At 50.3% G+C, this 24047-nt stretch carries 23 protein-coding genes; 13 read left to right on the top strand and 10 right to left on the bottom strand.

What is annotated here, in order from left to right; all coding sequences use genetic code 11:
- Window positions 1-17: 17 nt before the first annotated feature.
- The 10 genes from fabV (at window position 18) to ABWW03_RS09090 (ending at window position 10466) form a co-directional block, all read left to right on the top strand.
- The gene (fabV, locus tag ABWW03_RS09135) at window positions 18-1205 is read left to right on the top strand and encodes an enoyl-ACP reductase FabV (RefSeq protein ID WP_353407812.1); all 1188 of its coding nucleotides are present in this window, start codon (window positions 18-20) and stop codon (window positions 1203-1205) included.
- Between the two features lie 110 nt (window positions 1206-1315).
- Window positions 1316-2200 carry an MBL fold metallo-hydrolase gene (locus tag ABWW03_RS09130; RefSeq protein WP_353407811.1) on the top strand — a complete coding sequence of 295 codons (885 nt, stop codon included), beginning with the start codon at window positions 1316-1318 and terminating at the stop codon, window positions 2198-2200.
- Window positions 2201-2280: 80 nt separating this feature from the next.
- A complete protein-coding gene (locus ABWW03_RS09125) occupies window positions 2281-3327 on the top strand; it encodes an NADP(H)-dependent aldo-keto reductase (RefSeq protein ID WP_353407810.1) in 1047 nt (348 codons plus the stop codon).
- A 271-nt stretch (window positions 3328-3598) separates the two neighbouring features.
- Entirely contained in the window at window positions 3599-4468 is an 870-nt protein-coding gene (gene dapA, locus ABWW03_RS09120) for a 4-hydroxy-tetrahydrodipicolinate synthase (RefSeq protein WP_353407809.1), read from the top strand.
- A 120-nt stretch (window positions 4469-4588) separates the two neighbouring features.
- A complete protein-coding gene (gene bamC, locus ABWW03_RS09115; RefSeq protein WP_353407808.1) occupies window positions 4589-5812 on the top strand; it encodes an outer membrane protein assembly factor BamC in 1224 nt (407 codons plus the stop codon).
- A gap of 13 nt (window positions 5813-5825) precedes the next feature.
- A complete protein-coding gene (locus ABWW03_RS09110) occupies window positions 5826-6632 on the top strand; it encodes an MBL fold metallo-hydrolase (protein ID WP_353407807.1) in 807 nt (268 codons plus the stop codon).
- An 88-nt stretch (window positions 6633-6720) separates the two neighbouring features.
- Window positions 6721-9300: an intermembrane phospholipid transport protein YdbH family protein gene (locus ABWW03_RS09105; protein ID WP_353407806.1), complete on the top strand. Its 2580-nt coding sequence runs from the start codon at window positions 6721-6723 to the stop codon at window positions 9298-9300.
- 89 nt (window positions 9301-9389) lie between these two features.
- Window positions 9390-9575 (top strand): YnbE family lipoprotein, encoded by a 186-nt coding sequence (locus ABWW03_RS09100; RefSeq protein WP_166845207.1) that lies wholly within the window; start codon window positions 9390-9392, stop codon window positions 9573-9575.
- Window positions 9576-9585: 10 nt separating this feature from the next.
- Window positions 9586-9909, top strand: coding sequence for a YdbL family protein (locus ABWW03_RS09095; RefSeq protein WP_353407805.1), 324 nt, complete (start codon window positions 9586-9588; stop codon window positions 9907-9909).
- Window positions 9910-10190: 281 nt separating this feature from the next.
- The gene (locus ABWW03_RS09090) at window positions 10191-10466 is read left to right on the top strand and encodes a PilZ domain-containing protein (RefSeq protein WP_166845212.1); all 276 of its coding nucleotides are present in this window, start codon (window positions 10191-10193) and stop codon (window positions 10464-10466) included.
- 5 nt (window positions 10467-10471) lie between these two features.
- Here ABWW03_RS09090 and ABWW03_RS09085 read toward each other — a convergent pair whose 3' ends face one another.
- Entirely contained in the window at window positions 10472-10921 is a 450-nt protein-coding gene (locus ABWW03_RS09085) for a hypothetical protein (RefSeq protein ID WP_353407804.1), read from the bottom strand.
- A 161-nt stretch (window positions 10922-11082) separates the two neighbouring features.
- Between ABWW03_RS09085 and ABWW03_RS09080 the strand changes: the two genes are divergently transcribed.
- Window positions 11083-12348 (top strand): HDOD domain-containing protein, encoded by a 1266-nt coding sequence (locus ABWW03_RS09080; RefSeq protein WP_353407803.1) that lies wholly within the window; start codon window positions 11083-11085, stop codon window positions 12346-12348.
- A gap of 23 nt (window positions 12349-12371) precedes the next feature.
- Here ABWW03_RS09080 and ABWW03_RS09075 read toward each other — a convergent pair whose 3' ends face one another.
- Window positions 12372-13766 carry a substrate-binding domain-containing protein gene (locus ABWW03_RS09075; RefSeq protein ID WP_353407802.1) on the bottom strand — a complete coding sequence of 465 codons (1395 nt, stop codon included), beginning with the start codon at window positions 13764-13766 and terminating at the stop codon, window positions 12372-12374.
- Window positions 13767-14017: 251 nt separating this feature from the next.
- Here ABWW03_RS09075 and ABWW03_RS09070 point away from each other — a divergent pair, with 251 nt between their 5' ends.
- On the top strand, window positions 14018-14866 hold the full coding sequence (locus ABWW03_RS09070; RefSeq protein ID WP_353407800.1) for a class I SAM-dependent methyltransferase: 849 nt from the start codon (window positions 14018-14020) through the stop codon (window positions 14864-14866).
- 39 nt (window positions 14867-14905) lie between these two features.
- Here the strand turns inward: ABWW03_RS09070 and ABWW03_RS09065 are convergent, their stop codons facing one another.
- Window positions 14906-15202, bottom strand: a complete 297-nt coding sequence (locus ABWW03_RS09065; RefSeq protein WP_353407799.1) for a hypothetical protein — start codon at window positions 15200-15202, stop codon at window positions 14906-14908.
- A 216-nt stretch (window positions 15203-15418) separates the two neighbouring features.
- On the opposite strand from ABWW03_RS09065, the gene ABWW03_RS09060 reads away from it, so the two are divergent.
- Window positions 15419-15997, top strand: coding sequence for a hemerythrin domain-containing protein (locus ABWW03_RS09060; protein ID WP_353407798.1), 579 nt, complete (start codon window positions 15419-15421; stop codon window positions 15995-15997).
- 2 nt (window positions 15998-15999) lie between these two features.
- Here the strand turns inward: ABWW03_RS09060 and moaE are convergent, their stop codons facing one another.
- The 7 genes from moaE to ABWW03_RS09025 all read right to left on the bottom strand — a co-directional run bounded on the left by moaE (window position 16000) and on the right by ABWW03_RS09025 (window position 23709).
- Entirely contained in the window at window positions 16000-16467 is a 468-nt protein-coding gene (gene moaE, locus ABWW03_RS09055; protein ID WP_353407797.1) for a molybdopterin synthase catalytic subunit MoaE, read from the bottom strand.
- A 2-nt stretch (window positions 16468-16469) separates the two neighbouring features.
- On the bottom strand, window positions 16470-16718 hold the full coding sequence (gene moaD, locus ABWW03_RS09050) for a molybdopterin converting factor subunit 1 (protein WP_353407796.1): 249 nt from the start codon (window positions 16716-16718) through the stop codon (window positions 16470-16472).
- The gene (moaC, locus tag ABWW03_RS09045; RefSeq protein ID WP_353407795.1) at window positions 16715-17218 is read right to left on the bottom strand and encodes a cyclic pyranopterin monophosphate synthase MoaC; all 504 of its coding nucleotides are present in this window, start codon (window positions 17216-17218) and stop codon (window positions 16715-16717) included. Before moaC ends, moaD begins: the two co-directional genes overlap by 4 nt.
- Window positions 17219-17326: 108 nt before the next feature.
- On the bottom strand, window positions 17327-18730 hold the full coding sequence (gene hemN / locus ABWW03_RS09040; RefSeq protein ID WP_353407794.1) for an oxygen-independent coproporphyrinogen III oxidase: 1404 nt from the start codon (window positions 18728-18730) through the stop codon (window positions 17327-17329).
- 455 nt (window positions 18731-19185) lie between these two features.
- On the bottom strand, window positions 19186-20388 hold the full coding sequence (locus ABWW03_RS09035; RefSeq protein ID WP_353407793.1) for a hypothetical protein: 1203 nt from the start codon (window positions 20386-20388) through the stop codon (window positions 19186-19188).
- On the bottom strand, window positions 20385-20870 hold the full coding sequence (locus ABWW03_RS09030; RefSeq protein ID WP_353407792.1) for a hypothetical protein: 486 nt from the start codon (window positions 20868-20870) through the stop codon (window positions 20385-20387). The genes ABWW03_RS09035 and ABWW03_RS09030 overlap by 4 nt, the downstream gene beginning before the upstream one ends.
- Complete coding sequence (locus ABWW03_RS09025; protein ID WP_353407791.1) at window positions 20845-23709, bottom strand: bifunctional diguanylate cyclase/phosphodiesterase; 2865 nt, start codon at window positions 23707-23709, stop codon at window positions 20845-20847. The genes ABWW03_RS09030 and ABWW03_RS09025 overlap by 26 nt, the downstream gene beginning before the upstream one ends.
- Between the last annotated feature and the right edge of the window lie 338 nt (window positions 23710-24047).

The following is a 24047-nucleotide window of genomic DNA, read 5'->3' as shown; positions in this document are numbered from 1 at the left end:
ACTGTAAAGGTGAAATAATGATTATCAAACCAAAAGTTCGCGGCTTTATTTGCACCAATGCTCATCCGAAAGGCTGTGCAGCCCATGTGAATCAGCAAATCGAATACATGAAGGCTCAAGGGCCTATTGATGGTGCGGCGAAAAAGGTTCTCGTGATTGGTTGTTCGACAGGCTATGGTCTGGCCTCACGTATTGCCGCGACCTTTGGGTCGGGTGCGGATACCTTGGGGGTGTGCTTCGAGAAGCCTCCTACTGAGCGCAAAACGGCGTCCGCAGGTTATTACAATACAGCAGCTTTCCATCAAGCGGCCAAGAGTGCCGGCGCTTATTGTGAAACCATTAATGGTGATGCGTTCTCCAATGAGTGCAAGGCTCAAACCATCGATATGATCAAGGCGGATCTTGGAAAAGTTGACTTGGTGGTCTACAGCTTGGCGTCGCCACGACGTACAGATCCCACCACTGGCGTGACCCACAACTCTACCTTGAAGCCAGTAGGTCAGAGCTATACGGCAAAGAATCTGAATACTGATACTTTGAAAATTTCCGACATCACCCTGGAACCTGCGAACGAAGAAGAAATCGCGAATACGGTGAAGGTGATGGGCGGTGAAGATTGGGAAATGTGGATGCAAGCCCTGGCCGATGCGGATGTGTTGGCTGATGGTGCAAAAACCGTTGCTTACACCTACTTGGGCGAAAAGTTGACCTGGCCAATTTATGGCCATGCGACTATCGGTAAGGCGAAAGAAGATCTGGATCGCGCCGCCAAGGCGATTATTGATCAGCACAATGGTTTGTCCGTTCAGGCAAATGTCGCGGTGTTGAAAGCGGTTGTTACCCAGGCGAGCTCGGCGATTCCTATTATGCCTCTGTACATTTCCTTGATGGCGAAGGTTATGAAAGAAGAGGGCAGCCATGAAGATTGTATCGAGCAGGCGCATCGTTTGTTCACTGAGTGTTTGTACAATGAGTCTCCGCGTTTAGACGACGGCAATCGTTTCCGTGTTGACGACAAGGAGCTGCGTCCCGAGACCCAGGCGAAAATTGAAGCACTGTGGCCACAGGTTACCGAAGAGAATTTGTTCGAGCTGACGGACTTTAAAGGCTACAACGAAAACTTCCTGCGTCTCTTCGGGTTTGGCTTGGAAGGTGTGGATTATGATGAGGATGTCGATACGATTGTGGATGTCGAGCTTAAATAAGCCCATCTGAGAATGACATAAACCACTTAACGGCCGGCCATCCCGGCCGTTTTGCTGTGTGCCAGGATATTTTATGCTTGGTGACAAATAGATAAGTCTGAGTGATTAAAATGGCCCAACTGGAATCAAAACTGCTTGAGATCGACATCGAGCCCGGCGCTGTCAGCGAAATCAGCCCATTATTGCGCCGTGTAACGGCACCCAATCCGAGCGTGATGACCGGGCCTGGTACCAACGCCTACATCGTTGGTCGACAGGAGCTTGCCGTTATCGACCCTGGGCCAAGCATCAGCAGTCATGTGTCGGCCATGCTCGAAGCCTGTGAAGGCGCTCAACTGCGTTGGATTATTGTTACCCATACCCACCCCGATCATTCTCCGGCTGCCATGTTGCTGGCCGAAGCGACCGGCGCGGAACTGGTGGGAGCCACGATTGAAAATGATGGCCATCAAGACACCAGTTTTAAAGCAGACAAGGAACTGAACGATGGTGATGTGTTTGCCAACGATGAATTTCGTTTGCGCGCGGTTCATACGCCGGGCCATGTCGGCAATCATTACTGTTTTTTTCTCGAAGAAGAAAAAACCCTGTTTACGGGGGATCACATCATGCAGGGCACAACGGTGGTTGTGATTCCTCCGAGTGGTGATATGGCTGAGTACCTGCATTCTTTGGAAAAGCTCAAAGTCCTGCACGCAGAGAAACTCGCACCGGCCCATGGTCATGTGATGCTGGAACCTAATTCTGTAATTCAAGGTTTGATTGATCATCGCTTGGCTCGGGAAGCAAAAGTGCTTGCCGCGTTTGAACAGCACGGCTCAGGTAATTTGGATCAACTGTTGCCGCTGGTTTACGACGACGTCGACCCGAAGGTCCTGCCTGTTGCCAAAATTGCGCTGTGGTCGCATCTTCTAAAATTGGAAACCGATGGTCGTGCGACCAAGCAGGTGGGCGATTCAATTGAACAGGAAATTTGGTCGCTGGTCGGCGCCTAATAGGTGATTAATCGGCGAGGCGAAACCGCTCACGGCGCGGTGAATACATTCAGCACAGAGCTGCTACGGAGAACACATCAATGAAGTATCGTCAGTTGGGAAACACCGACATCAATGTCAGCTTAATCTGTCTCGGAACCATGACTTATGGTGAACAGAACACTCAGGATGAAGCGTTTGAGCAAATGGACTACGCCTTTGAGCAGGGGGTGAATTTTTTTGACGCAGCTGAAATGTATCCGGTCCCACCAAAACCCGACACCCAGGGCAGCACCGAGGTCATGGTGGGCAACTGGATTAAGGAACGGGGACTGAGAGACCAGATTGTTCTCGCGAGCAAGGTAACGGGGCGCGGCGACAACAATCCTGGAATGGAGCATGTTCGTGGTGGCCCGCGCCTAAGTGCGGCGCATGTTCAACAGGCTTGTGAGGGTTCTCTTGAGCGCTTGCAAACCGAAATGATCGACCTGTATCAGGTGCATTGGCCTGAGCGTCCTGCCAATTTTTTTGGGCAGCTTTGCTATCGCCATCGGGAAAGTAATGATGACATTGCGATCCATGAAACTCTGGAAGCGCTCGCAAAATTGGTTGAGCAGGGCAAGGTGCGTTATATCGGGCTGTCCAACGAGACTCCTTGGGGAATGATGGAATACTTGCGTTTGGCAAGAGAATACAAATTGCCCAGCGTGGTCAGCATTCAGAACCCGTATAATTTGTTGAATCGCAGCTTTGAGGTGGGGCTGGCGGAAATGTCGATCCGTGAAAACGTGGGTTTACTGGCCTACTCACCACTGGCGTTCGGTGTATTGAGTGGCAAGTATCTGGGGGGCAAGCGCCCGGATGGTGCACGCCTGACTTTGTACGAGCGCTTCTCGCGTTACACCAACCCTCGCGCGACTGAAGCTACGGAAGCGTACGTGGCTCTGGCGCAGGAGCTGGGCCTGGACCCGGCTCAGATGGCATTGGCCTTCGTCAATCAGCAACCTTTTGTGCACAGCAATATCATCGGTGCCACCACCATGGAACAGCTGCGCAGTAATATCGCGAGTGTGGACGTCGAGTTGGACAAGGAGAGTTTGAAGGCGCTGGATAAAATCCATGGGGAGTACCCTATTCCGGCACCCTAAGCCTCGAATATAGAGCGGTCTATATGGCCGCCTATTTGTGGGAGGAGCCTTGGGCTCCTTTTTTTGTTTCGGGGTATTTGGCTGGTCTTTTTGCTTGAACGCGCAGACGGTTAGGCCGTTTCTCGCCGGGATCATCGAGGATTGTCTTCCTGGCTCTCACATTGTGCACAAATTACACTTACAAATTCCCCCGCAACGCGTCGCAAGTCTTGTGCCAAGGCTGGGGCACCAGTACCATTACCGCTTTGCCATTTCGTAGCCGGAGTAAAGAATGATTCAAGGTAGTTTGGTTGCCCTCGTCACCCCAATGGATGCCGCTGGCAACTTGGATTGGGACAGCCTCGCCAAACTGGTGGAATGGCATGTTGAGCAGGGTACCAACGCGATCGTGGCGATGGGGACAACAGGTGAATCAGCGACGTTGGCCGTCAGTGAACATATGGCGGTAGTAAAAGCTGTGATTGACCAAGTGGCGGGCCGTATTCCAGTGATTGCCGGCACGGGCGCCAACAGCACCTCAGAAGCGGTGGAGTTGACCAGTCAGGCGAAAGAGTTGGGTGCGGATGCCTGTTTGTCTGTAACCCCTTATTACAATAAACCCACCCAGGAAGGCTTGTATCAGCATCATCGTCACATTGCCGAAGCCGTAGAGATTGACCAGATCCTGTACAATGTGCCCGGTCGCACAGGTGTGGACATGCTGGCCGATACTGCGTTGCGTCTGGCTGAAGTGGATAATATCGTCGGCATTAAGGAAGCGACGGGTGATATGGCCCGCGCCAAAGCCATTATCGATGGAAAGCCTGAAGGTTTTGCGGTGTACTCTGGTGACGACGAAACCGCAGTAGAATTGATGCTCTTGGGTGGTCATGGCGATATCAGTGTAACAGCGAACGTTGCTCCGAATCTGCTGTCCAAACTTTGCCAATTGGCCATCAATGGCCAGGTTGAGGAAGCTCGCCAGTTACAGAATGAACTGATGCCTCTGCATCAGGCTATGTTCGTTGAGTCCAACCCGATACCCGTAAAGTGGGCGGTCGCCGAAATGGGCTTGATGCAACATGGCTTGCGTTTGCCCATGACGCATTTGGCAGAACAATATCATGCCCAGGTGCGTGAAGCGCTCAGCGCATTAAAGTAGGTTTTTAAGGTGGCTTTGAATGATGGAGCCACTTGGCTGAACGTTTCAGCTCACACAGTACAGCGAATAGAACAATAAGCGCCTTGTTATAGGCCCCTAATGAAAGATAAGCAGGTAATCATGTATACAAGACCCTTTAAGCCCCTGTTAATGGCGGCGGCTATCGTAGCTATCAATGGCTGTAGTTACATCACCGGGGATGAGGGAATGTTTCGTGATCGCGCGAAGGACTATCAGGAAGCGGTAGAAATCCCGGCCATGAAAATGCCTGAGCAGGTGGATCAAGCGTCGACTCAGGAACTGTATGTGATTCCGCCTGTGGCGAAAGTGAACGCCGAAGAGGATGAAGAAATCACGGCTCTTGATTTTGCCGTGCCCCGCCCATTACCTCTGGGTGCCAGTGCATTCGGTGAGCATGTCAAAATTCAGAAACTGGCGGATCGTCGCTGGATTCTGGCCGGTTTACCTCCAAGTGAAATCTGGCCCAAGGTACGCCACTTCCTGGGCAGCAACGGCCTGCGCGTGGTGTACACCGATGCCATTAACGGGGTGATCGAAACAGGTTGGTTGCAGTTTAAAGAATCGACTGATACGAAAGACCGTTACCGAATTCAGATGGAGCAGGGTGTTCAACCTGACAGCACTGAAATTCATATTCTGCACTTGAGCGTTCCTTCTGAAGTGAAGGGCGATGGACAAGTGAATTGGCCCAAACGTTCTATCAATGCCGAGCGTGAAGCCTGGCTGGTTGATGAACTGGCTGCCAACCTCGCTGCTCAAGGGGATTCTGGGGGGGCGACATCGCTGCTGGCACAGACCATCGGTGGGGGCGCCAAAATCGCCATTGTTGATATCGATCGCGAGCCTGTGTTGAGCATGGCATTGGGCTTGACTCGTGCCTGGGCGACGCTAGGACATGCGGTGACTCAACAGGGAATGGTGCGTTACGACGAGAACGCCAATACTGGTGTGTACTACATCAACTTTGGTCAAACCAAGGCTGATGCCGAAGATGAAGGGTTCTTCTCTCGCTTGTTCAGTTTTGGCAGCGATGACGACGAAACGGAAATTCCGGTGACGGAAGAGATTGCCGCTAAATCGCCTTACACCCTGAACGAAATTCTGAGCAATCTGCCATTGCAAGAGGCGGATGTTGCCGCGTTGTTCCCGAAATTGGAACTCTCCGACGAAGCTCGCAAGCTGGAAGACGTGCCGGGTTATCTGCTCATTATCGCGGGTCAGGATAACGATTTGCAGGTGCATATTCGCGATGCGTATGGTCACCGCCTGCCGCGCAATGAAGCTAGAGATCTCCTGAAACACATTCGTCGTAATCTGATTTAATGCTGGAGCTGATGTGAGGTTTGCATCTCTCGGCAGTGGAAGCCGTGGCAATGCCACGGTGATCCAAGCCGGCAACAGCTGTGTTTTGATGGATTGCGGTTTCACCATCAAAGAAACCGAACGACGCCTCGATTTGCTTGGGCTGATGCCCAAAGACCTCGATGCGATTGTTGTGACCCACGAGCACAGTGATCACTTGAAGGGGGTTCCGGCCTTCGCGCGACGCTACGATTTGCCTACCTATATGACACCGGGCACTTTTCGGGCAAGAGATCTCGGCAAACTCCCCAAGCTTCATTTGATTGAAAACTATCAGTCCTTTAGCGTAGGCGATATAGATATCGAGCCGGTTGCTGTCCCTCATGATGCCCGTGAGCCCGCGCAGTTTATTTTTACTTTTGAAGACATGCGCTTGGGAGTATTGACCGATTTGGGTAATGTCAGTGCGCATGTCGAAAAGTGCTATCAACATTGTGACGCCTTACTGCTGGAAGCGAACCATGATTCCATGATGCTGGCGATGGGCCCTTATCCCATGTCTCTGAAAGATCGTGTAGGTGGTCCCTGGGGACATCTGAATAATCAGCAGGCGTTGCGTTTTGTACAATCATTGGATTTAGATCGATTGAAGCAGTTGGTCATCGCTCACATCAGCGAAAAAAACAATGCGGTAAGTAAAGTGCAGGACGTGTTTCAGAGCATCAGTGAGCAATTGGAAGACATTCAATACGCTACCCAAGATGCCGGCTTTGATTGGGTAACAATGACTAAACGTGCAACACCGGCCGAACCTGCCGCGGCGGTAGCCCAATCCAAATAGCGTGGTTCGATACGCTTGATGGGCAGCTCGGCATGAGGTACAACTCGGCCCGAGCCTTTCGATAACAGGGATTAGAGGAGGAATGCGAATGAGCTCAGTTGTACGCCCATCCAGCCTCTTGAGAAAACTGTTAAAGACCGTCGGTCTATTGTGTTTTGTGATCGTTCTCATAGTGCTCTTCGCGCTCTATGCTGTGACCCAGCGCAGTGATTGGACTGCATCGGTATTGCAACACTGGCAAACCGATATCACGAAATTGCGTTACGCCCCTTTTTCATTTTCCCGAGAGAACACAAGCTGGGTGTTTTCCAGCGCCCAGTTTTCCATGGATTGGCAGAGCCAGCAGGTTCGCAGTGAGCAGCTGACCATACGGCTGCCAGCTTGGGCACTTTGGCCGGAAACCATAAACATTGGGCACTTATCCATAGTGAATGAAGCTCCTTTGGCCGCATCTGGAGAGGCTGAAACACAAGGCGAAGCAACTGCTCCATTCAACCCCTATCAGGAATTGCAAAAATTGGGGGAGATTCAAGCCTTCGAGCTGACCATCGAACACCTCAAGCTTCAGCAAGGGCAGAATCATTTTCAGGGACGAGCACAGTGGCAACATCAGGAGCGTGATCGTATCCGCCTGTCAGGCCGCGCCGACTTGCCCGAGTTTTCCGACACCGCGATTGCATTTTCCACTGAGTTGAATGTTGCCTCGCAGAACGACCGCCTTTCTTTTGAACTTGAGTCCCAATTGCGAGAGGCACTCACCATGCGCTTGAACGGGAGCAGTACCGGGGCAAATCAGGCCTGGGATGTCCAATGGCAAGCAGAATGGTCAAATAAAGCGCTGCTGGCCATTGTGCAGGAAATTCAGGCAATGCCTTTGGATATCAAACTGGACGGCGACAACCTCCATGCTGAAGGGCAGCTCAGTATCGGCTCCAACATGAATCTTATTTCGGCGACGGCCAATCTGAATGCATTTGCGGACCAAGGGGTTGATATCAATTATGACGGTCTGCGCTTTCCATTGATCCTAAATATGCCCGAGCGCACCCGACTCGAATGGCGTGATCAACAGGCACAGATTGAAATGGGCACGTTGACCCTCGATTTGGATGCCCCAGATTGGGGGCAGCATCATGTTCAGCTCGAAGGGAAAACGGCCTGTCATTCTGGCCCTTGTGCGTTTGAATTCTCGATTGATTCCCAAGCACTGAATGTACGAGCCCTGGAAAAAATAATCACCTTGCCCGAGCTGGAAGCGGTGTTACGAAGTTGGCAATGGCGCGGTGAGTTGAATCTGGATGTGTCTGAAAAAACGGCCTCCTTGGTCGGACAATCAAACGCACATGTGGAGGCTATTCGTTTTGGCAACAATCGGCTGAGTGCACTTGGCTTGTCGATTGATGAGATGACCGCCAGCCTCGTTCTCTCTGACAGTTCACCCCGCATTCAGTTGAATGTACCGACACTGGATATTGTGGTCGATCAAGTCGCCGCCGATGAAAATGCCGACATCAAAACCTTGACGGTTAACCTTGAACGTATTCTCGTGGAAAAATCCGAACGGATGACTGCAGATCTGGAGTGGCGACTCAATGCGCACATGATCCAGGCATCGGGTTTTCAGCTGGCGGGTATTCTTGGGCAGGGCAAAGTTGCATTAAAAGCAGGACGCGTGGCGTTCTCTGGGGATGTGTTGACGGATTTGGCTGAACCACTGTTGACGTTTACAGGGCGGCACGATGGCGGCGCAGTAAAGCCGGGTGGTGATTTGCTGTGGCAATGGCAATTCGCCCCGTTCAGCCCGGTGAGTAGTCTGGAGAAACGATTTGGTCGCTGGCCACTGGAGGTTAACGCCTTGTCGGGAGAATTAACGGGCGGTGGTGAGTTGTCCTGGCAGTTGGGCGATGCGCTGAGCTGGGAGGCCAGGGGCAAGCAGGCGCTGACTCATATTGGCGGGGTCTATGACGACATTGGGTTTGTGGAATTATCCATCAGTCATGACTGGTCGATTGCTTCCACCGCGGGATTGCAGGTCAAAGGCCAAATGGACCTTGGCAGTCTTGATATTGGTTTAGCGGTCGAAGATGTTGCCATGAACTTCACATTGAACAGCGACTCAGGTGTCGTGATTGAAGGTTTTAAGGCGGACTTACTTGATGGGCGAGTGGAATCGCCAAGGTTGGAATTAAACCAGCGAGAGGGGTTGTGGGAAAGCGAGGTCTCGTTGCTTAACATCAAGGCCATTCGATTGGAAAGTCTGTTGCGCGCTGCGGATTATGCGGGGCTGGATGCGACGGCTAATCTGAGCGGCGAACTGCCCGTGGCGATACGTGCCAATAAGCTTCATATTGAGCAAGGCAAATTGGCGGCAACCGAGCCAGGCTATATACGCTATGAGGGTTTATCCGACAGTGGAAACCCTTTGATGGAAATGGTGTCTGAAGCTTTAAGTAATTACCAATACGAGCATCTCACCGCGGATGTAGAGTATGATGACAGCGGTTATCTGCAAATGGCCGTTGCGCTGAAGGGACATAATCCGGACTTCCAAAATGGTCGTCAGGTAAACTTGAATTTGAACATCAGTGACAATGTTCCAAACCTGATGAAGAGTTTGCAGGCGGGTCGTATTATTACGGACGTGATCAGCGAGAAACTTGATCAGTAAGGTAGCTACACAACGGTGTATAAAAGGCGTCACCTGAGGGTGATGTATTATTTACAAGGAAATTATCACCATCTCTATGGGGTCAATGAATGAAAAATATCCTGTTTGTTTTCGTTGTCGCATTGGGATTGTCTGCATGTACACCGACAGTACAGGTAGCGGTTCCCGATAAGCCAATTGAAATTAATCTCAATGTGAAGATTGAGCACGAAATCAAAGTCAAGGTCGATAAAGAGCTTGATGGCATGTTTGAAGAAGATAGTGGACTGTTCTAAGGGGGATTCCATGAAAAGATTACTGACGGCTTTATTGATAACCGCGTTTACTGCCCAGGCCTTCGCTATCGATCTGGCCAGCGCAAAAACCAAAGGACTCATCGGTGAGCGCAACGATGGTTATCTGGGTTATGTGGTAAAACCAGCCTCGGCCGAAGTGAAAGCTCTGGTGAAAAGCGTGAACAACAAACGCCGTGACAAGTTTCGCCAAACGGTCGGCAAAACGGGCGCCACCCTGGATCAGGTCGCCAAACGTTTTGCACAACGAGCCTATGAAAAAACCTCAAAAGGCAACTATATCCAGGCGGCCAATGGCCAGTGGATAAAAAAATAAGCCCTTTCCATTTGTCTGTTCAATGTTTGCGCAGATTCCCTACGCCCCCTATATTTAAAGGGGGCTGACAAACACGCCAAAGTAGTGAACAGGTTTATCCACAGAAACTGTGCATAACTGAAGGGCGAGCCAAGTGAGTGAAACCGGTCTTTTATCTGGTTTCACTGGACAGAAAATCTTATACTTCAGGAACATGCTGGCAAGGGACGCGCTTCAGCAGCAGTTCGGCCTTGGCGCGCGCAGTGACTAATACAGAATAAGGTGTTAAATCAGGGGATGCTATGACCGGGGATGATCGCCGTCGTTTTGAGCGAAAACCGACTTCCATTCGCGTCGAAATTACACATCCAGCTTTCGGTACAATTATCGGCTTCGCAAGAGATATTTCCGATGGCGGGGCTTCTGTATTAATTGAAAATCAACCGCTACCGCCGGTGGGTACCGTGGTGCAGGTGCGTTTTAAAAAGCTGGTGGGTAGTATTAACAGTGAGCCCACCGATATGCGAGTCATGCATCATCATCGCAATGTTGTCGGGCTCATGTTTGCTCCTCAATAAGCTGCCTACTCAGGGCACTGCTTCGCTTCTATCTTCATTCCTTTTTGCAATCGTAAGGCGTTGACTCGAGAACAATCCAGACCGGGATTGTCACTCAGTTTGACAAGCTTCAGTTGGCTGATTTGCCCCAGTTCGCTTGGATCCTTAATGCTGTTTGCTGACAGATCAATTTGAGCCAGGCTGACAAAAACGGCCAATCCCGTTAGGTCGCTGATTTTTTCATGGCTGCAATTGAGATAATCCAGTTGGCCGGCGTGTTGAACGCTTTCGTCCTGAAGCTTTCTACTCACGCATTGGCGCAGGTTCTTATCAGGAATATCGTAGGCTTTAAAGATGTCGGGTTGCGGTCCAATGGCTTGTTCATTGATGCTCAAGCGATAGCCATCGCAAGCCGCCAATCCGGCGCACAGGCCCAGAATAAAAGAGGTGCGCAAAAATGTTGCTTTAAGTGCCATTGAAAACTCCAGTCTAATCAATCAAGCCCCATCATAGGGGCTCTAATTCGGGAATACCATCAATTGCTGGTCTATATTAAATGCAGGCCACATTTCGGGCTTAAGCTATCGCTTTTGGGGCCGCTATGTAAGTGAGAAGTTAGAATCTGATAAACGGTTATATGTCCAACGAAATTGAAATATCTGAGCTGCAGCTGTTCGAGCCATTTAACACCATGAGCCAAGATCAGCTGGCGATTGTGAGTAACCACAGCCAGCGCCGTATTCTTCGCTCGGGGGAAATCCTGTTTCATGTGGGAGACCGAGATGAGCTGGATTACTTTTTATTAAGTGGCAGCCTGCGTCTGGTGTCAGCCGATCAAAAGACCCGAGTTTTCGATAAAGACGACCCGATGGCCTATCGCCAGGTGTCCAAGTTGAGACCCCGACAATACACGGTATCGGCCATGGAGCTGGCCGAGGTGTTGATTGTGAAATCCTTCGATTACGAAAGCCCACGTGCGCGTGCTGACAAACCCGATTATCTTGGTGCCAGCGTACTGGATTACGGTGTTGATGAACTCGACGAAAGTGATGCCGATGAGCATGATCTGCTGGAAAGTGTTCAACAGGCGCTCGACAGTGATGAGCTTAAATTGCCCAGTCTTCCCCAGGTCGCCATTCGCATCGGGGAGTTGGTGGAGTCGGACCTGGCCAGTGCGGATTCAGTCGCGGATTTGGTGAACACTGATCCTGCCATTGCTGCCAAGTTGCTGCGTATTGCCAACAGCTCCTTGTACGGTTCGTTAGGTCGATGTGAAACCATTCGCGATGCGATTGTCCGCCTTGGTCTCGCTGCGACACGACAGCTGGTGATGGGTTTTGCGTTACGGGATCTGTTCAATAGCGAAAGTAAGCTGCTGCGCGCCAAACTTCGGGAGAGCTGGATAGAAAGTCTGGAAGTGGCCGCGCTCGCCATCGTGATTCGCGATATGCTGGTCGCGCCGTCTTATTCTTCGGAAGAGGCCTTGTTGGCAGGTTTGTTACACGATATTGGTGTTGTGGGCCTGCTGGGCTTGTTCCTGACTCAGGGTGATTTGTTGAAAGAAGGTGATGACATCAATCGTGTATTGAGCCGATTTAAAGCCGATGTTGGTGCGGAAATTTTACGTAAGTGGCAAATCGCTGATCAATATATTGATGTCGCCCGGGACGCGGAGAACTGGCAACGGGATCAGAACGATGCCGCGGATTTGTGTGACCTGATCCAGGTGGCTAAGCTGCACCGCTACCTGAACAATCGAATCCCTCTGCCGATGGCGCGTTTGACCGATGTGCCGGCCGTAAAACATTTACCGCTGAAGGAAAGTTATTCACCCGAAACTTCCTTGGATATTTTGCAGCAGGCCAAGCAGAAAATTCTCGAAGTTAAAGGGTTGTTTGACTAGTTTTTTGATTGGGCCCAGTGCGGTTAGCGTTGGGCCAGGCTCAATTCAATGTTGTCATCGGTCTCGGGAATTAACCACACCTCGACACGACGATTCTTGACGCGTTTCGAACCGCTGTTGGTCGCGACGGGTTTGTAGGCACCAAAACCTGCAACGGGCAGGGTGCTGATGCCTTCGCGACGCAGTGCTGATTTGACTGCTGATGCGCGTAGCTTGGACAGAATATGAGAGCGACTCTGGCTCTGTTTTTCATCCCCAAAGCCAATCAATAGCAAACGCATATTGCGGTTCTCTTTACGTTGCAAAAACTGACTCAGGCGTACGATGTCCTGTCGCGCTTTATTGTCCAGTGAGGCACTGCTGGGTTTGAAGCGGAAATTCAGACTCAGGCGTTTGCCTTGACGAGTCATTTCCAGGTACTTGGATGGTCCTTGACGTTGCTCCTGACTTTTCACGGCAACCGGGTTCTGAGAGATAAATCCCACCTGTTCGACCACTTCCTGACCGGAACGTCCGTGCACAAACGTCAGAAAGTCACTGACAGCATCCGGGTTACCGGAAGGTGCAGTATACAGATGGAGGCGGCGAGCCAGAGGGTAGTCTTCTGTCGCAACCGTCATATGCAGGGGTTGTAGAGCCGTAGTGTTATCGTCGGACACTGATAAAGGCTTGGCTTGTCGAACCGAGGCCAAGCCCACAAAACCGATGCCTTTCGGGTCATTGGTCACTGTATCGGATAACAGATCGTTCGACTCAAATCGTTTGGCGGATTCGGCCAAAGGAAGCTTTTTACCCAAGACGAGGTTTTTAAAGGTATCCCAAGTGCCCGAGTTGTTATCACGTGCGTAGATGTTGATGGGGCCATTGTACTGCTCACTGAGTTGGCTCCAGTCATTGATTTGACCCGAAAACACCTTGGCGATTTGTTGTACGCTCAGCTTTTTGATGGGGTTATCTGGGTTCACCACCACTGCAATGCCATCGATGGCGATAACATGCTCGGCTTTCAGGTCGAGCATATCACCCAGTTCGAGAAGCTTTTTGACCTCTTTGCCCTTAATCGGGCGAGAAGACATGGCGATATCTGCGCTACTGCTGTGCAGGGCTCGAAAGCCTGTGCTGGAACCATGAGCGGCGATATCGATGAAGACTTCACGGCCATTGAGGTCGCCACTAATTTTATATTCATTTTCTACGCGACTCGGTAGAATACGCACGTTTTCTACACCATTGTGCTCCAGGTAGAGCTTTGCCAGATTTGGCCCCAGGCTAGCGCCGATGGTATTCGAACCTTTCATGGAGAACAGGGGTTGCCCACTGTCCGTAGCACTCCAATTTTCGTTCGCCAGTAGGTTCGGGCTGAAACTGCACGAAACAATAAAGCAAAAGCTGAAAAACAGTGAGCGTAAACAATTCATAGTGGTCATCTATTTCTGGACGTGTATGGCGACTATGAGTGAAGGCATTCGCTTCAAAGAGCGATTTTTTATCCCTCTCGACTCATTACTTTTTATGACATGCGCTAACTTAAGCATCAAAAATGACAGTTTTATGAATATCGCTTAATCCATTGCTGTGCTTTGGACGATTGGACAAATTACGAACTATGCCACAGGAAAATTTGCATAAGCCCTGCCCCTCTGCAACAAAAAACCTTCAGGGAGTGGTGGTGTTTGATTCAAGTCTCGTAGAAAAAGCAACACAAATTTCGCAGGAATTTGCTGTGCCTTTGTTGCAGCATTGCGAGCTTTATGGTGAAAAAAATAAAGTTCGCATGCAGTTTTATAAACAACGCTTTCAGGAAGATAGCGATCGTCGTTTTGCCTTGTTGTTGGAAAGTGAGGGCTTGCAACTTTTGGATTTGAGCAATGGCGTCAGTGTGATGGTGGATTTTTGTCACGGCAAAGCGAACCATCGTCGCATATATGGTGGTGGTACCGGCCAGATGATTGCAAAAGCAGTGGGGCTTAAAGGGGCGTTGCGCCCTCGCGTGCTGGATGCGACTGCAGGCCTGGGGCAGGACAGCTTTGTGCTGGCCAGTTTGGGTTGTGATGTCACAATGCTTGAACGTTCGGAGATTGTGCAAGCTTTGTTGCGCGACGGTTTGCATCGTGCTGAGCAAGAAGCGGTATCGAATCACGAGCTTGCCGACGTAGTGAGCCGCATGCGTTTACGGTGTGGTGATGCCACAGAGTATTTGCTTAAGGCCGTCGATGCAGATGCCGCTGTGGCCAGTGAAGAGTTCCGCCCTCATGTGGTGTATTTAGACCCCATGTTTCCTGAGCGAAAAAAGTCGGCCCAGGTTAAGAAGGAAATGCAAAGTTTCCATCAGATTGTGGGCAGTGATATGGATGCCGATGCCTTATTGGGTCCGGCCCGTGAATTGGCGCTGGCGAGGGTTGTGGTTAAACGCCCTAAGATTGCGCCATTTTTGGCGGATTGTGAGCCCGACCATCAAATCGTGGGTAAAAGCAGTCGCTATGATCTGTATATCAATCGCGCCTTGGACAAATGTTAAGTGAGGGTAGGCGGCAGAATACCCAAAGATCGGTAATGTTCAGTGATAGATAAAATGCAGAATCCGGCCGATCAGCAGACGAATTTGAGCCAGCATGGCAACCACAAAGCCGCCCAGGACAATCACCAGGCTGATTAATATCCCGATTTCCCGAGATAATGAGGCATCCAGCAGCTGATAGCAGCCGTAAATCGCCACCATCCCCACAAAAAACAAACCACTGCCCAGGCGGAATTGCTTGAAGACTTCACGCTGTGAAGCGGTGTAGTGCTGATACAGCGCGGCTTTGAGCGCAAACCAATAGACTTTGAGCGAATCCACAGTGTTCTTATTCATTGACGCAACCTTGATCTTCGGCTGGCGTAGCATTGATACACATCAACGCCGGTCGGCACGTTTAGTAATAGTCTGGCAGTCATAACGTTGCTCTGAGGTGGCAATCAAGACATTGCCTTGTCACCTCGGTCCCGAGTGCTTCTGACGATAAGTAGAGCGTATTGTATATAGCATCGGTAACTGATGAAAAAACTTGAATAGCTTGGAGGAACAGCCATGCATCCCGTCTATCGGCAATTGTGCTCGGATCATCGTCATATTCAACGGCTGTTGCATTGTATGCGCACCATTGTGAATCCTCTCGGCGTCGAAGGCATCAGTCCTGAGCGTCTCGATCTGTTGCTCGATATTGTCGAGTACATCAAAACCTATCCGGAATACTGGCACCATCCAATCGAAGATCAGGTGTTCTCCCTGCTGCTGTTGAAAAGAGTTCCGGAAAGCGAGCTGTTGCGAGAAATTATCTGCGACCACGGGCGCATGGAAAAGCAAACGTTGGCGCTGGAGCAAATTTTACGCAGTATTGCCCAGGGTTGTGTTGTTCCTATTAAGAATCTGCGCACCCAGGCAGAGTTGTATATTCACAATCAGGCCGATCATATTGAAAAGGAAAACAAGTGGGTATATCCCTTGATGGAACAACATTTGGATAACGGTGATTGGGATTGGATTGCTGAAAAGCTGCCCGCCATTGATGACCCTTTATTTGGTCAGCAGCGACGGGAAGATTATGAAAACTTATATGGCAACATTGTTGCGGGTGAAGAGGACCTTCTCCGGGTTCGGAATCGTTGAGGCTAGTCGTTTTTCATCCACTGTTGCGCCTTGTCTTGATCGCTGTCGCGCGCGTCCAGCCAGCGTTCACCAGTTGCGCTGCGTTCTTTCTTCCAAAACGGGGCTTGGGTTTTTAGTGCGTCGATCAGAAATTCGCAGGCGTGGAAAGCGTCACCTCGATGGGCAGAGGCCACGGCAACCCAAACAATTTTATCGCTGGCATTGAGTGGGCCGACACGGTGAATGATTTTTGCCCGATCGATTGCCCAGCGTTTGTCAGCCTCTTCGAGTAGCTTTTTTAACACCGATTCAGTCATGCCAGGATAGTGCTCGAGTTCGAGCTGGCTAACCGCTTCGCCTTGATTGAAGTCTCTTACCTGCCCGAGAAACGTCACCACGGCGCCACTGTCACTGTTGCCTTGTCTGAGGTATTGATATTCATCTTCAATGTTGAAGTCGTCGGTTTGAATGCTGAGCTGCAATTTGTCCATGACTAGCCTCCGGTCACTGGAGGAAAGAACGCGACTTCATCACCGTCATTAATAAGCTGCTCCGCAGGCGCAATGGTTTGATTGATGGCCATCAGCAATTTGTTGTCATTTAAGGTGCTTGCCCAGGGCTCTCCTCGCTCGCGCAAGCGGTCCAGTAATTCTTGTAAACTGCACGGAGAGTCGAGCTCCAGTTGTTCTTTTTCTTGGCCGAGAGCTTCTCGATAGCGAGCAAAATACAATAGAGTAATCATGATTGTTCCTCGCTGGCAGCCGAGTCATCGCTTTTCCAATGTCCTGATTTTCCGCCGACTTTTTCCAACAGTTTAACTTCTTCAATGACCATGCCTTTATCCAGCGCTTTGCACATATCGTAGAGCGTCAGGGCGGCAACGGAGGCGGCGCTCAGGGCTTCCATTTCAACGCCGGTTTTTCCTCCGACCTTACAGAGGCTGTAGATGTGGACGCTGTTGTTCTGATCGTCGAGTTCAATATCAATACCGACTTTGCTTAGCATCAAGGGATGGCAGAGTGGAATGATATCTGAGCATTTTTTAGCTGCTTGAATGCCCGCAATTCGCATGGTGGCCAGGACATCGCCTTTGGCAACCGCTTGTTCTTGCAGGGCCTGTAGAATCGCCGGTGTACAACGGACTCTGGCATAGGCACGGGCTTCGCGTTGGCTGTCGGCTTTATTGCCAACATCCACCATATGGGCTTCGCCCTGATCATTCAGGTGGCTGAAGGTAGTCATTCGTATTCTCGTGCAGACGTTCGGGCGGACATTATTCAATAGTCCGCCCGGTGAGTCTATGTTCAAAAGCGCCTAAGCAGGCGTGAGTTTACGAGTACGCAATCGACGTTAGATGATTTTCGAGTAGCGGGGCTGGGTGCTGCTGGCGATTAGAGTCGGTTCCTGTGTCGTCGGCAAATAAGCGTCAAATACCATGCAAACCCGTCGAATGATGAGGCGGCCGGCAGGACTGACTTGCAAGCCATGGTGGTCCAATCGGCTCAGCAGGCCATCATTGAGGAGTGCTTCTAGAGCTGCCAGTTCCTTCTGGAAATAGTGTGAAAAGTCGATGTTGAATTCCCGGCCGATCGAATGGAAATCCAACTCAAACTGACAAATCAGACGATTGATGACGTGTTGGCGAAGTAAGTCATCCTGACTCAATTGCAAGCCTTTGCTGATGGGCAGCTGACCTTGTTCAAGGGCTTTGTTGTAGTTTGGAATATCCTTGTGGTTCTGCACAAAGATATTGTCGATGGCGCTGATGGACGACACTCCGAAGGCAAACATGTCGCAGCCTCCATAGGTGGCATAACCCTGGAAATTGCGTTGCAGACTGCCATTGAACTGAGCTTTGCACAGTTCATCATCCGGTTTGGCAAAATGATCCATGCCAATGTACTGGTAGCCACTACGCGTGAGGGTATCGATCGCCAAATGCAGCATAGCGAGCTTCTCTTCCGCTGGAGGCAGTGCGCTGGCATCCATTTGTCGTTGGCTTTTAAACAGATGCGGCAAATGGGCGTAGTTAAACAGAGACAAGCGGTCCGGACTGAGCTGAATGACTTTGTCCAGGGTTTCCTTCAGCGTGTGGCAGCTTTGAAACGGCAGGCCGTAGATCAAATCCATACTGATGGAATCAAAGTCATCCTGGCGGGCTTGATCGACCAGGGCCTGGACTTCTTCGACGCTGTTGAAGCGGTTGACCGCAGTTTGCACCTGTGGATCGAAATCCTGCACGCCCATACTCAGTCGATTAAAGCCGATGTCCTTCAACAGGCTGATGGTCTCCTGATTGGTCGTTCCCGGGTGAAGTTCGATGGAATATTCACCATCCTCACTGAATTCAAACAGGGACTGACTGTGTGACATCAGGGCCCGCATCTGATCATGGCTTATATAGGTGGGTGTACCGCCACCCCAGTGCAACTGTTTGACCTTGCGGCCTGCCTCCACCCATTGAGCGATACGGCTCATTTCCAGGTGCAACTTGTCCAGGTAAGGTTGTGCCCGCTTTTTGTTGGCCGTCACGATTTTGTTGCAGCCACAGTAGTAGCAGATGGTGTCGCAGAAGGGGATGTGCATATACAGCGACAAGGGGCGGGCGGCCTGATTGCTGCGCTCGATGGCTGCCTGCAACGCTTCGGGGCCAAAGTCATTGCTGAATTGAGGGGCGGTTGGATAAGAGGTGTAGCGCGGTCCTGCCAAATCATGGCGCTTAATCAGCGACTCATCCCAGCTAATATCGGTCATGGTTATTCACTTGCTCAGAGATCAAAGTAATGCCAGCTTGAGCTGGTCTATTGAGTTGCTCATTGTAGATAGCGCGAGAACAGTGTGTGCTGATGTATATCAACACTTGTTGGGGTGATGCCCTGGAGAGCCCTTAAATTTGTTGGCTTATTGGCCGATAAAAGGAATGAGATGTCAAATTGGCGCTGGTTTTTTAGTCACCAAACATTATAATGCGCGGGCTTTTAATTCGGCTGAGCAATATTCGGCCGTTGATTTTTGAGGTTCTAGTCGATGAAGCGTATGGGACGCAAGCTTAAGCTGTTAATTACCCACCACCGTGTGATCACCCAGGGGCGTCTGGGGGGTAAATTGGACCGGGAAGGTCTGAACTGCCAAGGGCGCTGGTTTTGATCGAACCCACCAGCGTTTCTTGCCCCTCAGCGGTTTCACTCTGAATTGATGTGGCTGTTGGCTTAGAAGCGATAGGATGCCGACAGCGCAAACAGTTTCCAGTTTTCCTTGGTTGCCAGTGGGTTGGCATTCTCCAGGCTGGACAGCCAACCGGTTCCCTTGACGTCATGGACTTCTGCACGGAGCATGAACGTATCCGTCACATCCCAGCGCAGGCCCAGAGCCCAATCTTTGGCATAGCGTGAGTGAGCAGGCAGGCCTGTTATCGCCGAGAACAGCTTGCCGTCCTTATCATCCTTATTCCAAATCAGATCGTCGTAGCGAATGAAGGCTTCCCAGCCCGGCGCCAGTCGATAGTCGTATTGCAGGAAGTAACTGTGTCCCACGGTTTTGATGTCGGCGGGCAAAACCGAAGCGTGTACCTGCAGCCGTCGATTGGCATATTCGCCAGTGATGCTCCACTTCTCAGAATTGTACTGAGCAAATACCAGCAGAGGTTTGAAGTTAAAACCGGCTGATTGGATAGGGTCGTTGATGCCAGGCTCGTATTCCACATCAATGGAACCGGCAGCCAGGCCAGCACGTACTCGATCGAGGTCGTAGCTGTATATCGCTCGCGCGAACCAAGTGCTTTTTTCGCCTTCCAGTTGCCCTGGGTTGTCACGGAAGAAAATCGCCGGTTCGAGATCGGGATCACGCGTACGGGGTTTGACCGACAGGAGTTCAAAATTGAAACCGTTGTTGCCAAGGTCCTGTTGGAAGTACAGGCTGGCGCCATCGGAGCTCAGAGCCAGGTTCCGGTTAACATCGAAGTAGATCGATTGTGGTAACAGGATACTCGGGCGGGTGTGAACCACATCGCGGGTGTCATTGTACATGCCGTAGGGGTTAATCAATCGACCCAAGCGGACACCAGCGCTGTTGGAGTCGCCTTGCCAGAAGTTGTAATCCAGAAAGGCGTAGTCCACTCGCAGGTCGCCATCATCGGTGGCTCCGGCATCGCGAGCCAGAATCTGGGCCGCAAACTTCAGCTTGGGATTGATCTGCCACAGGCCGTTGAGGCCCAATTCACGAAAATCAAAGCTGACGTCCTGGGAATCTCCGAAGAAATTATTTTCATCACTGTAGAGCACGGTTTGTGTGGCAAAACCGTGAACTTGAATTTTTCCTAACCCAGTATCGAAATTCACCGCCCTCGCTGGAGCAGTTGCGATCTGTGCCAGTACTGATATGGCCGCAATGGCTGCAGTTTGCAATCCTTTCATCGAATTTCTAATACCTTAACGTTTTGGTCAATGTTGTGATGCTGAATGTAGCCGATGGCATTTTCCGTTTCGGCGATAAGTTTGAGCATCTCTCCCTCTGTGTTCACGACGGTGGGTGCGAGGCCTGTTCCTGAATAGACTCGTCTTTCCCAAATCCGGCGCAGGTTGTATGGGTAAGTTTGCAGGACGTCTTTGGTAAAACGTACATGCAAGGGGTCATTATCTTTAAGCACAAATACACGAATGGGCTGTCCGTTTTTCCAGGTGGTTGTGCGCATACCGAAAATGGATTTCAGCCGCGTCGGAGACAAGCTCGCTGCATCGACCTGTTGGTTGGCGATTACGGCGATACCATGGTCACTGTAGGCGGCTGTGCTTACTATGCACAGTAATGCCAGAAACAGATGAATAGCGCCGAGTCTGAGTCGTCGCTGAAACCTGCCCGGATAATCAGGATTAACCCTTGTTAATATTTTTTGCATAATCCTTATTTTTTTGAATTGCCGTAACATTGCTTGTGGTGTCAGCGTTGCCATCAAGATGGCTGATGTCACCGTCCTTAAGAAGTTGCTCTGCCGGTTTGCCGATATAGTAGCCCTGGGCGTAATCGATACCCAGTTCTTCAATCAGGGCCAGGGATTCTGCATCTTCGACGAATTCAGCAACGGTTTTCTTGCCAAGCCCTTGTGCAACATTATTGATGGCTTGAACAAACAAGTAATCCTCTTTGCTGGAAGACAGGTTCTGAACAAAAGAGCCATCAATTTTCACGTAGTCCACAGGCAATTCCCGTAAATAAAACCAGGATGCGTAACCTTTACCGAAGTCATCAATAGAGAAGTGATATCCCATCCGCTTACAACTGTTGATGATATCGGCCGTTGCTCGAACATCTTCAACGGCAGCTGTCTCTGTCAGTTCAAAAATAATTTTTCCGTGGAGGGTCTGACGATTTAAGGTGATTTGAGTCAGGCTCTGGATAAACTCTCCACTGGCCAGGGCATTGGCAGAAATGTTAATGGCAATGTGAATATCCTGCCCCTGGCTTTGGAAACGCAACAGATCACGGATGGCCTGTTGAACCACATATTGATCCAGCTCCATGATCAAGCCAGTTTGTTCGGCGATGGGGATGAACTGTCCCGGTGGAATGATATTGCCTTGTTCATCCAGCATACGAAGCAGGGCTTCATAATGGGAAATGGTTTTGTTTTTGATGTCGTAGATTGGCTGGTAGTACAGCGTCAAACGTTGCAAATCGAGTGCCGTACGGATTCTTGCTTGCCAATCCACCGTTTTAACCAATTCGCCTTTCTTACTGCTGGAGGCCGAATACATTTGCCAGTTACTGCGGCCATTGTTGTTGGCCTTCGCTTTGTACATGGCCAAATCGACATTGGCCATCAACTCATCGACTTCCTTGCCATGGGCTGGAAATCTCACAATGCCGATGCTGATGGAAATCTTGTGTTTCAGGCCTTCCAGATTCACCTCGATATTACCGACAATGTCGCAGAGCTTTTGGGCGAGAATAATGATGCCTTCATCATTGATTTCTTCCACCAGCAGACCAAACTCGTCGCCGCCCAATCGGGCAAAGACGTCGATATTTCGAATGCCCAGTGACAGATGATTGGCGACCTCGCACAGCAATCGATCACCCGCCGGGTGGCCGGAGGTGTCATTAATAACCTTGAACTGATCAATATCAAAAAAGAACAAGGCGCCAGAGCGCTTATTACGGTGACTGCGTTTTAATATCTGCTCAAACTCGCGCTGGAAGTGACGGCGATTGAAGAGCTTGGTCAGATGGTCGTGATCGGCCAGCCAAGCGAGGTTGTCTTCGGCGGCTTTTCGACCGCTAAGATCAATACCAACCGTCAAGACCATTTCGTCTTTGCCAGGTAACAGGCTGTGTTTCCACTGCATGTAATAATTTTGGCCACGCAGCTCCAGTTCGCCTTCGTGCTGGAAGCTGTTGCCATGATTCTGGTGAAGGCTCGCAATCCCCTGAGTGACCATGTCGTCTTCAATGAAACCAAAGCTGGAGAGGAAATTCATTTGCTCTTTGGTCTGATTGTCCGCGGTCATGGGGGTGCCGAGTAACATGCAACCTTCGTTGTTAATCAGGTGGATATTCCCATCTTTATCCTGGGTGAGGATAATGGCCTGGACATTGTTAATCAGAGTCGTAGCGAAGTTTTTTTCCGCCAGAAGCTCTCGGCTTCGAATTTTTAAGCCCCGGGTACGAAGCTTGATTTGCTCGTCCATCTCAGCCAGTTTTTCAGCCAGATCGACACTCGAGTCTTGCAGATTGTGGATTTCATTGCGCAACAATCCCGACTTCTTGGGCAATTGTGGCAATAGATCGAGTCGATTGCGGTCGTTTCTCGCCAGTTCAGGAAGCACGGTGGCAACTTTTCGAAGCTGGCTCATCGGACTCCAGAGCATGCCCAACAAAGCAATTTCTGCACTGATTAAAATCACCAGAGCAGACAGTAGCAAGGTTTTGATGGTTGAGTTCAGCTCATTGAGCTGCCCACTCACATCTTCAATGATTAAAACCGAAGCCTGTTCGGCCGGGCTTTGCGCGCTCAGGCTGACAATAGCCAATTCAAGATTCTGTTGTTTGAAGGGGAGAACCTTTCGTTGGTTCACCAGTTTTTCCAGAGCAACGTCCTCGCTGAGGGTTTGCAGGGCTTCCTGGGCCGTAGCTCCGCCGGTTAATGCAACGATGTCACGTTGCCAATTGGGAATGCGGCGAAGTGGATTTTGCAAGGCATTGCCAGAATTACCAGGAGGTATCAGGATGCCCACGTCTGCTGCAGTAGATTGTTGAAATTCGATAACCGCATCAACTAAGGATTTTACCAGGATCATGACACCGTTTTGATTGGTGTCGATTAACACCGGTACGGCGACAACCTGCCAGCATGAATGCCGACAAAGAATTTTATCCAGTGGGGACTCAGAGCGGTAAACGGCATTTAGCCACTCCTTGGGTAATAAAGATTGCATGCTGGGCAAACCCAGCTGCAGCCAGGCTTCCTGGTCACTGCCGTACAGTAATACAGCGTCAACTTCCCATTCGAAATTCAATTGGTCCCAGTTTGAGTGAACCGTTTCGCTCAGACGTTTTCTTAAGGTTAAATCGGGATCAAGTTGTGCAGCCTGACCTTGAAGGTGGCCAGCAATGTGCAGAAGTTGCTTTTGAATAGAAAACAGAGCGGTATTAATTGAGCGCTGGCGATCCTTCAAAATACGATCACGCTCTTGAATAAAGGTTTGTTCAAGATTGCTTTGGCCAAAAATGGTAATCAAGCCGATTCCTAAAAAAAGAATCAAGCTTACGCTGATCGCTACTTGCCATTTAAGACTTAAAAAACCCGAGCGCATTTAGCCCTTTCCGCTTCTGCCTGTGTATTGCTGTCGATGTAAATCAGTTCAACGAATGGCGCCTAAGGTCTTTTAGGTTCGTCCGTTAATCTTTGAAGCAAACTGCAAAGCGTGGAAAGACTTACTTTCCGATTGTGGGTATTGGCCTACATTGCATCCTTTTTGTTTGTCCCTAAACTCACGCCATTTTTTTGACGCCCAAGCCGTACCTCTGCTTGATTCACTAAGACTTTGTTGCTTTGTAAATTATATCTGAGAACACT

Origin of the sequence: Pseudoteredinibacter isoporae (assembly GCF_040372805.1) — a bacterium.
Lineage (GTDB): Bacteria > Pseudomonadota > Gammaproteobacteria > Pseudomonadales > Cellvibrionaceae > Pseudoteredinibacter > Pseudoteredinibacter isoporae_A.
This window is presented reverse-complemented; position numbering and strand designations above follow the sequence as displayed.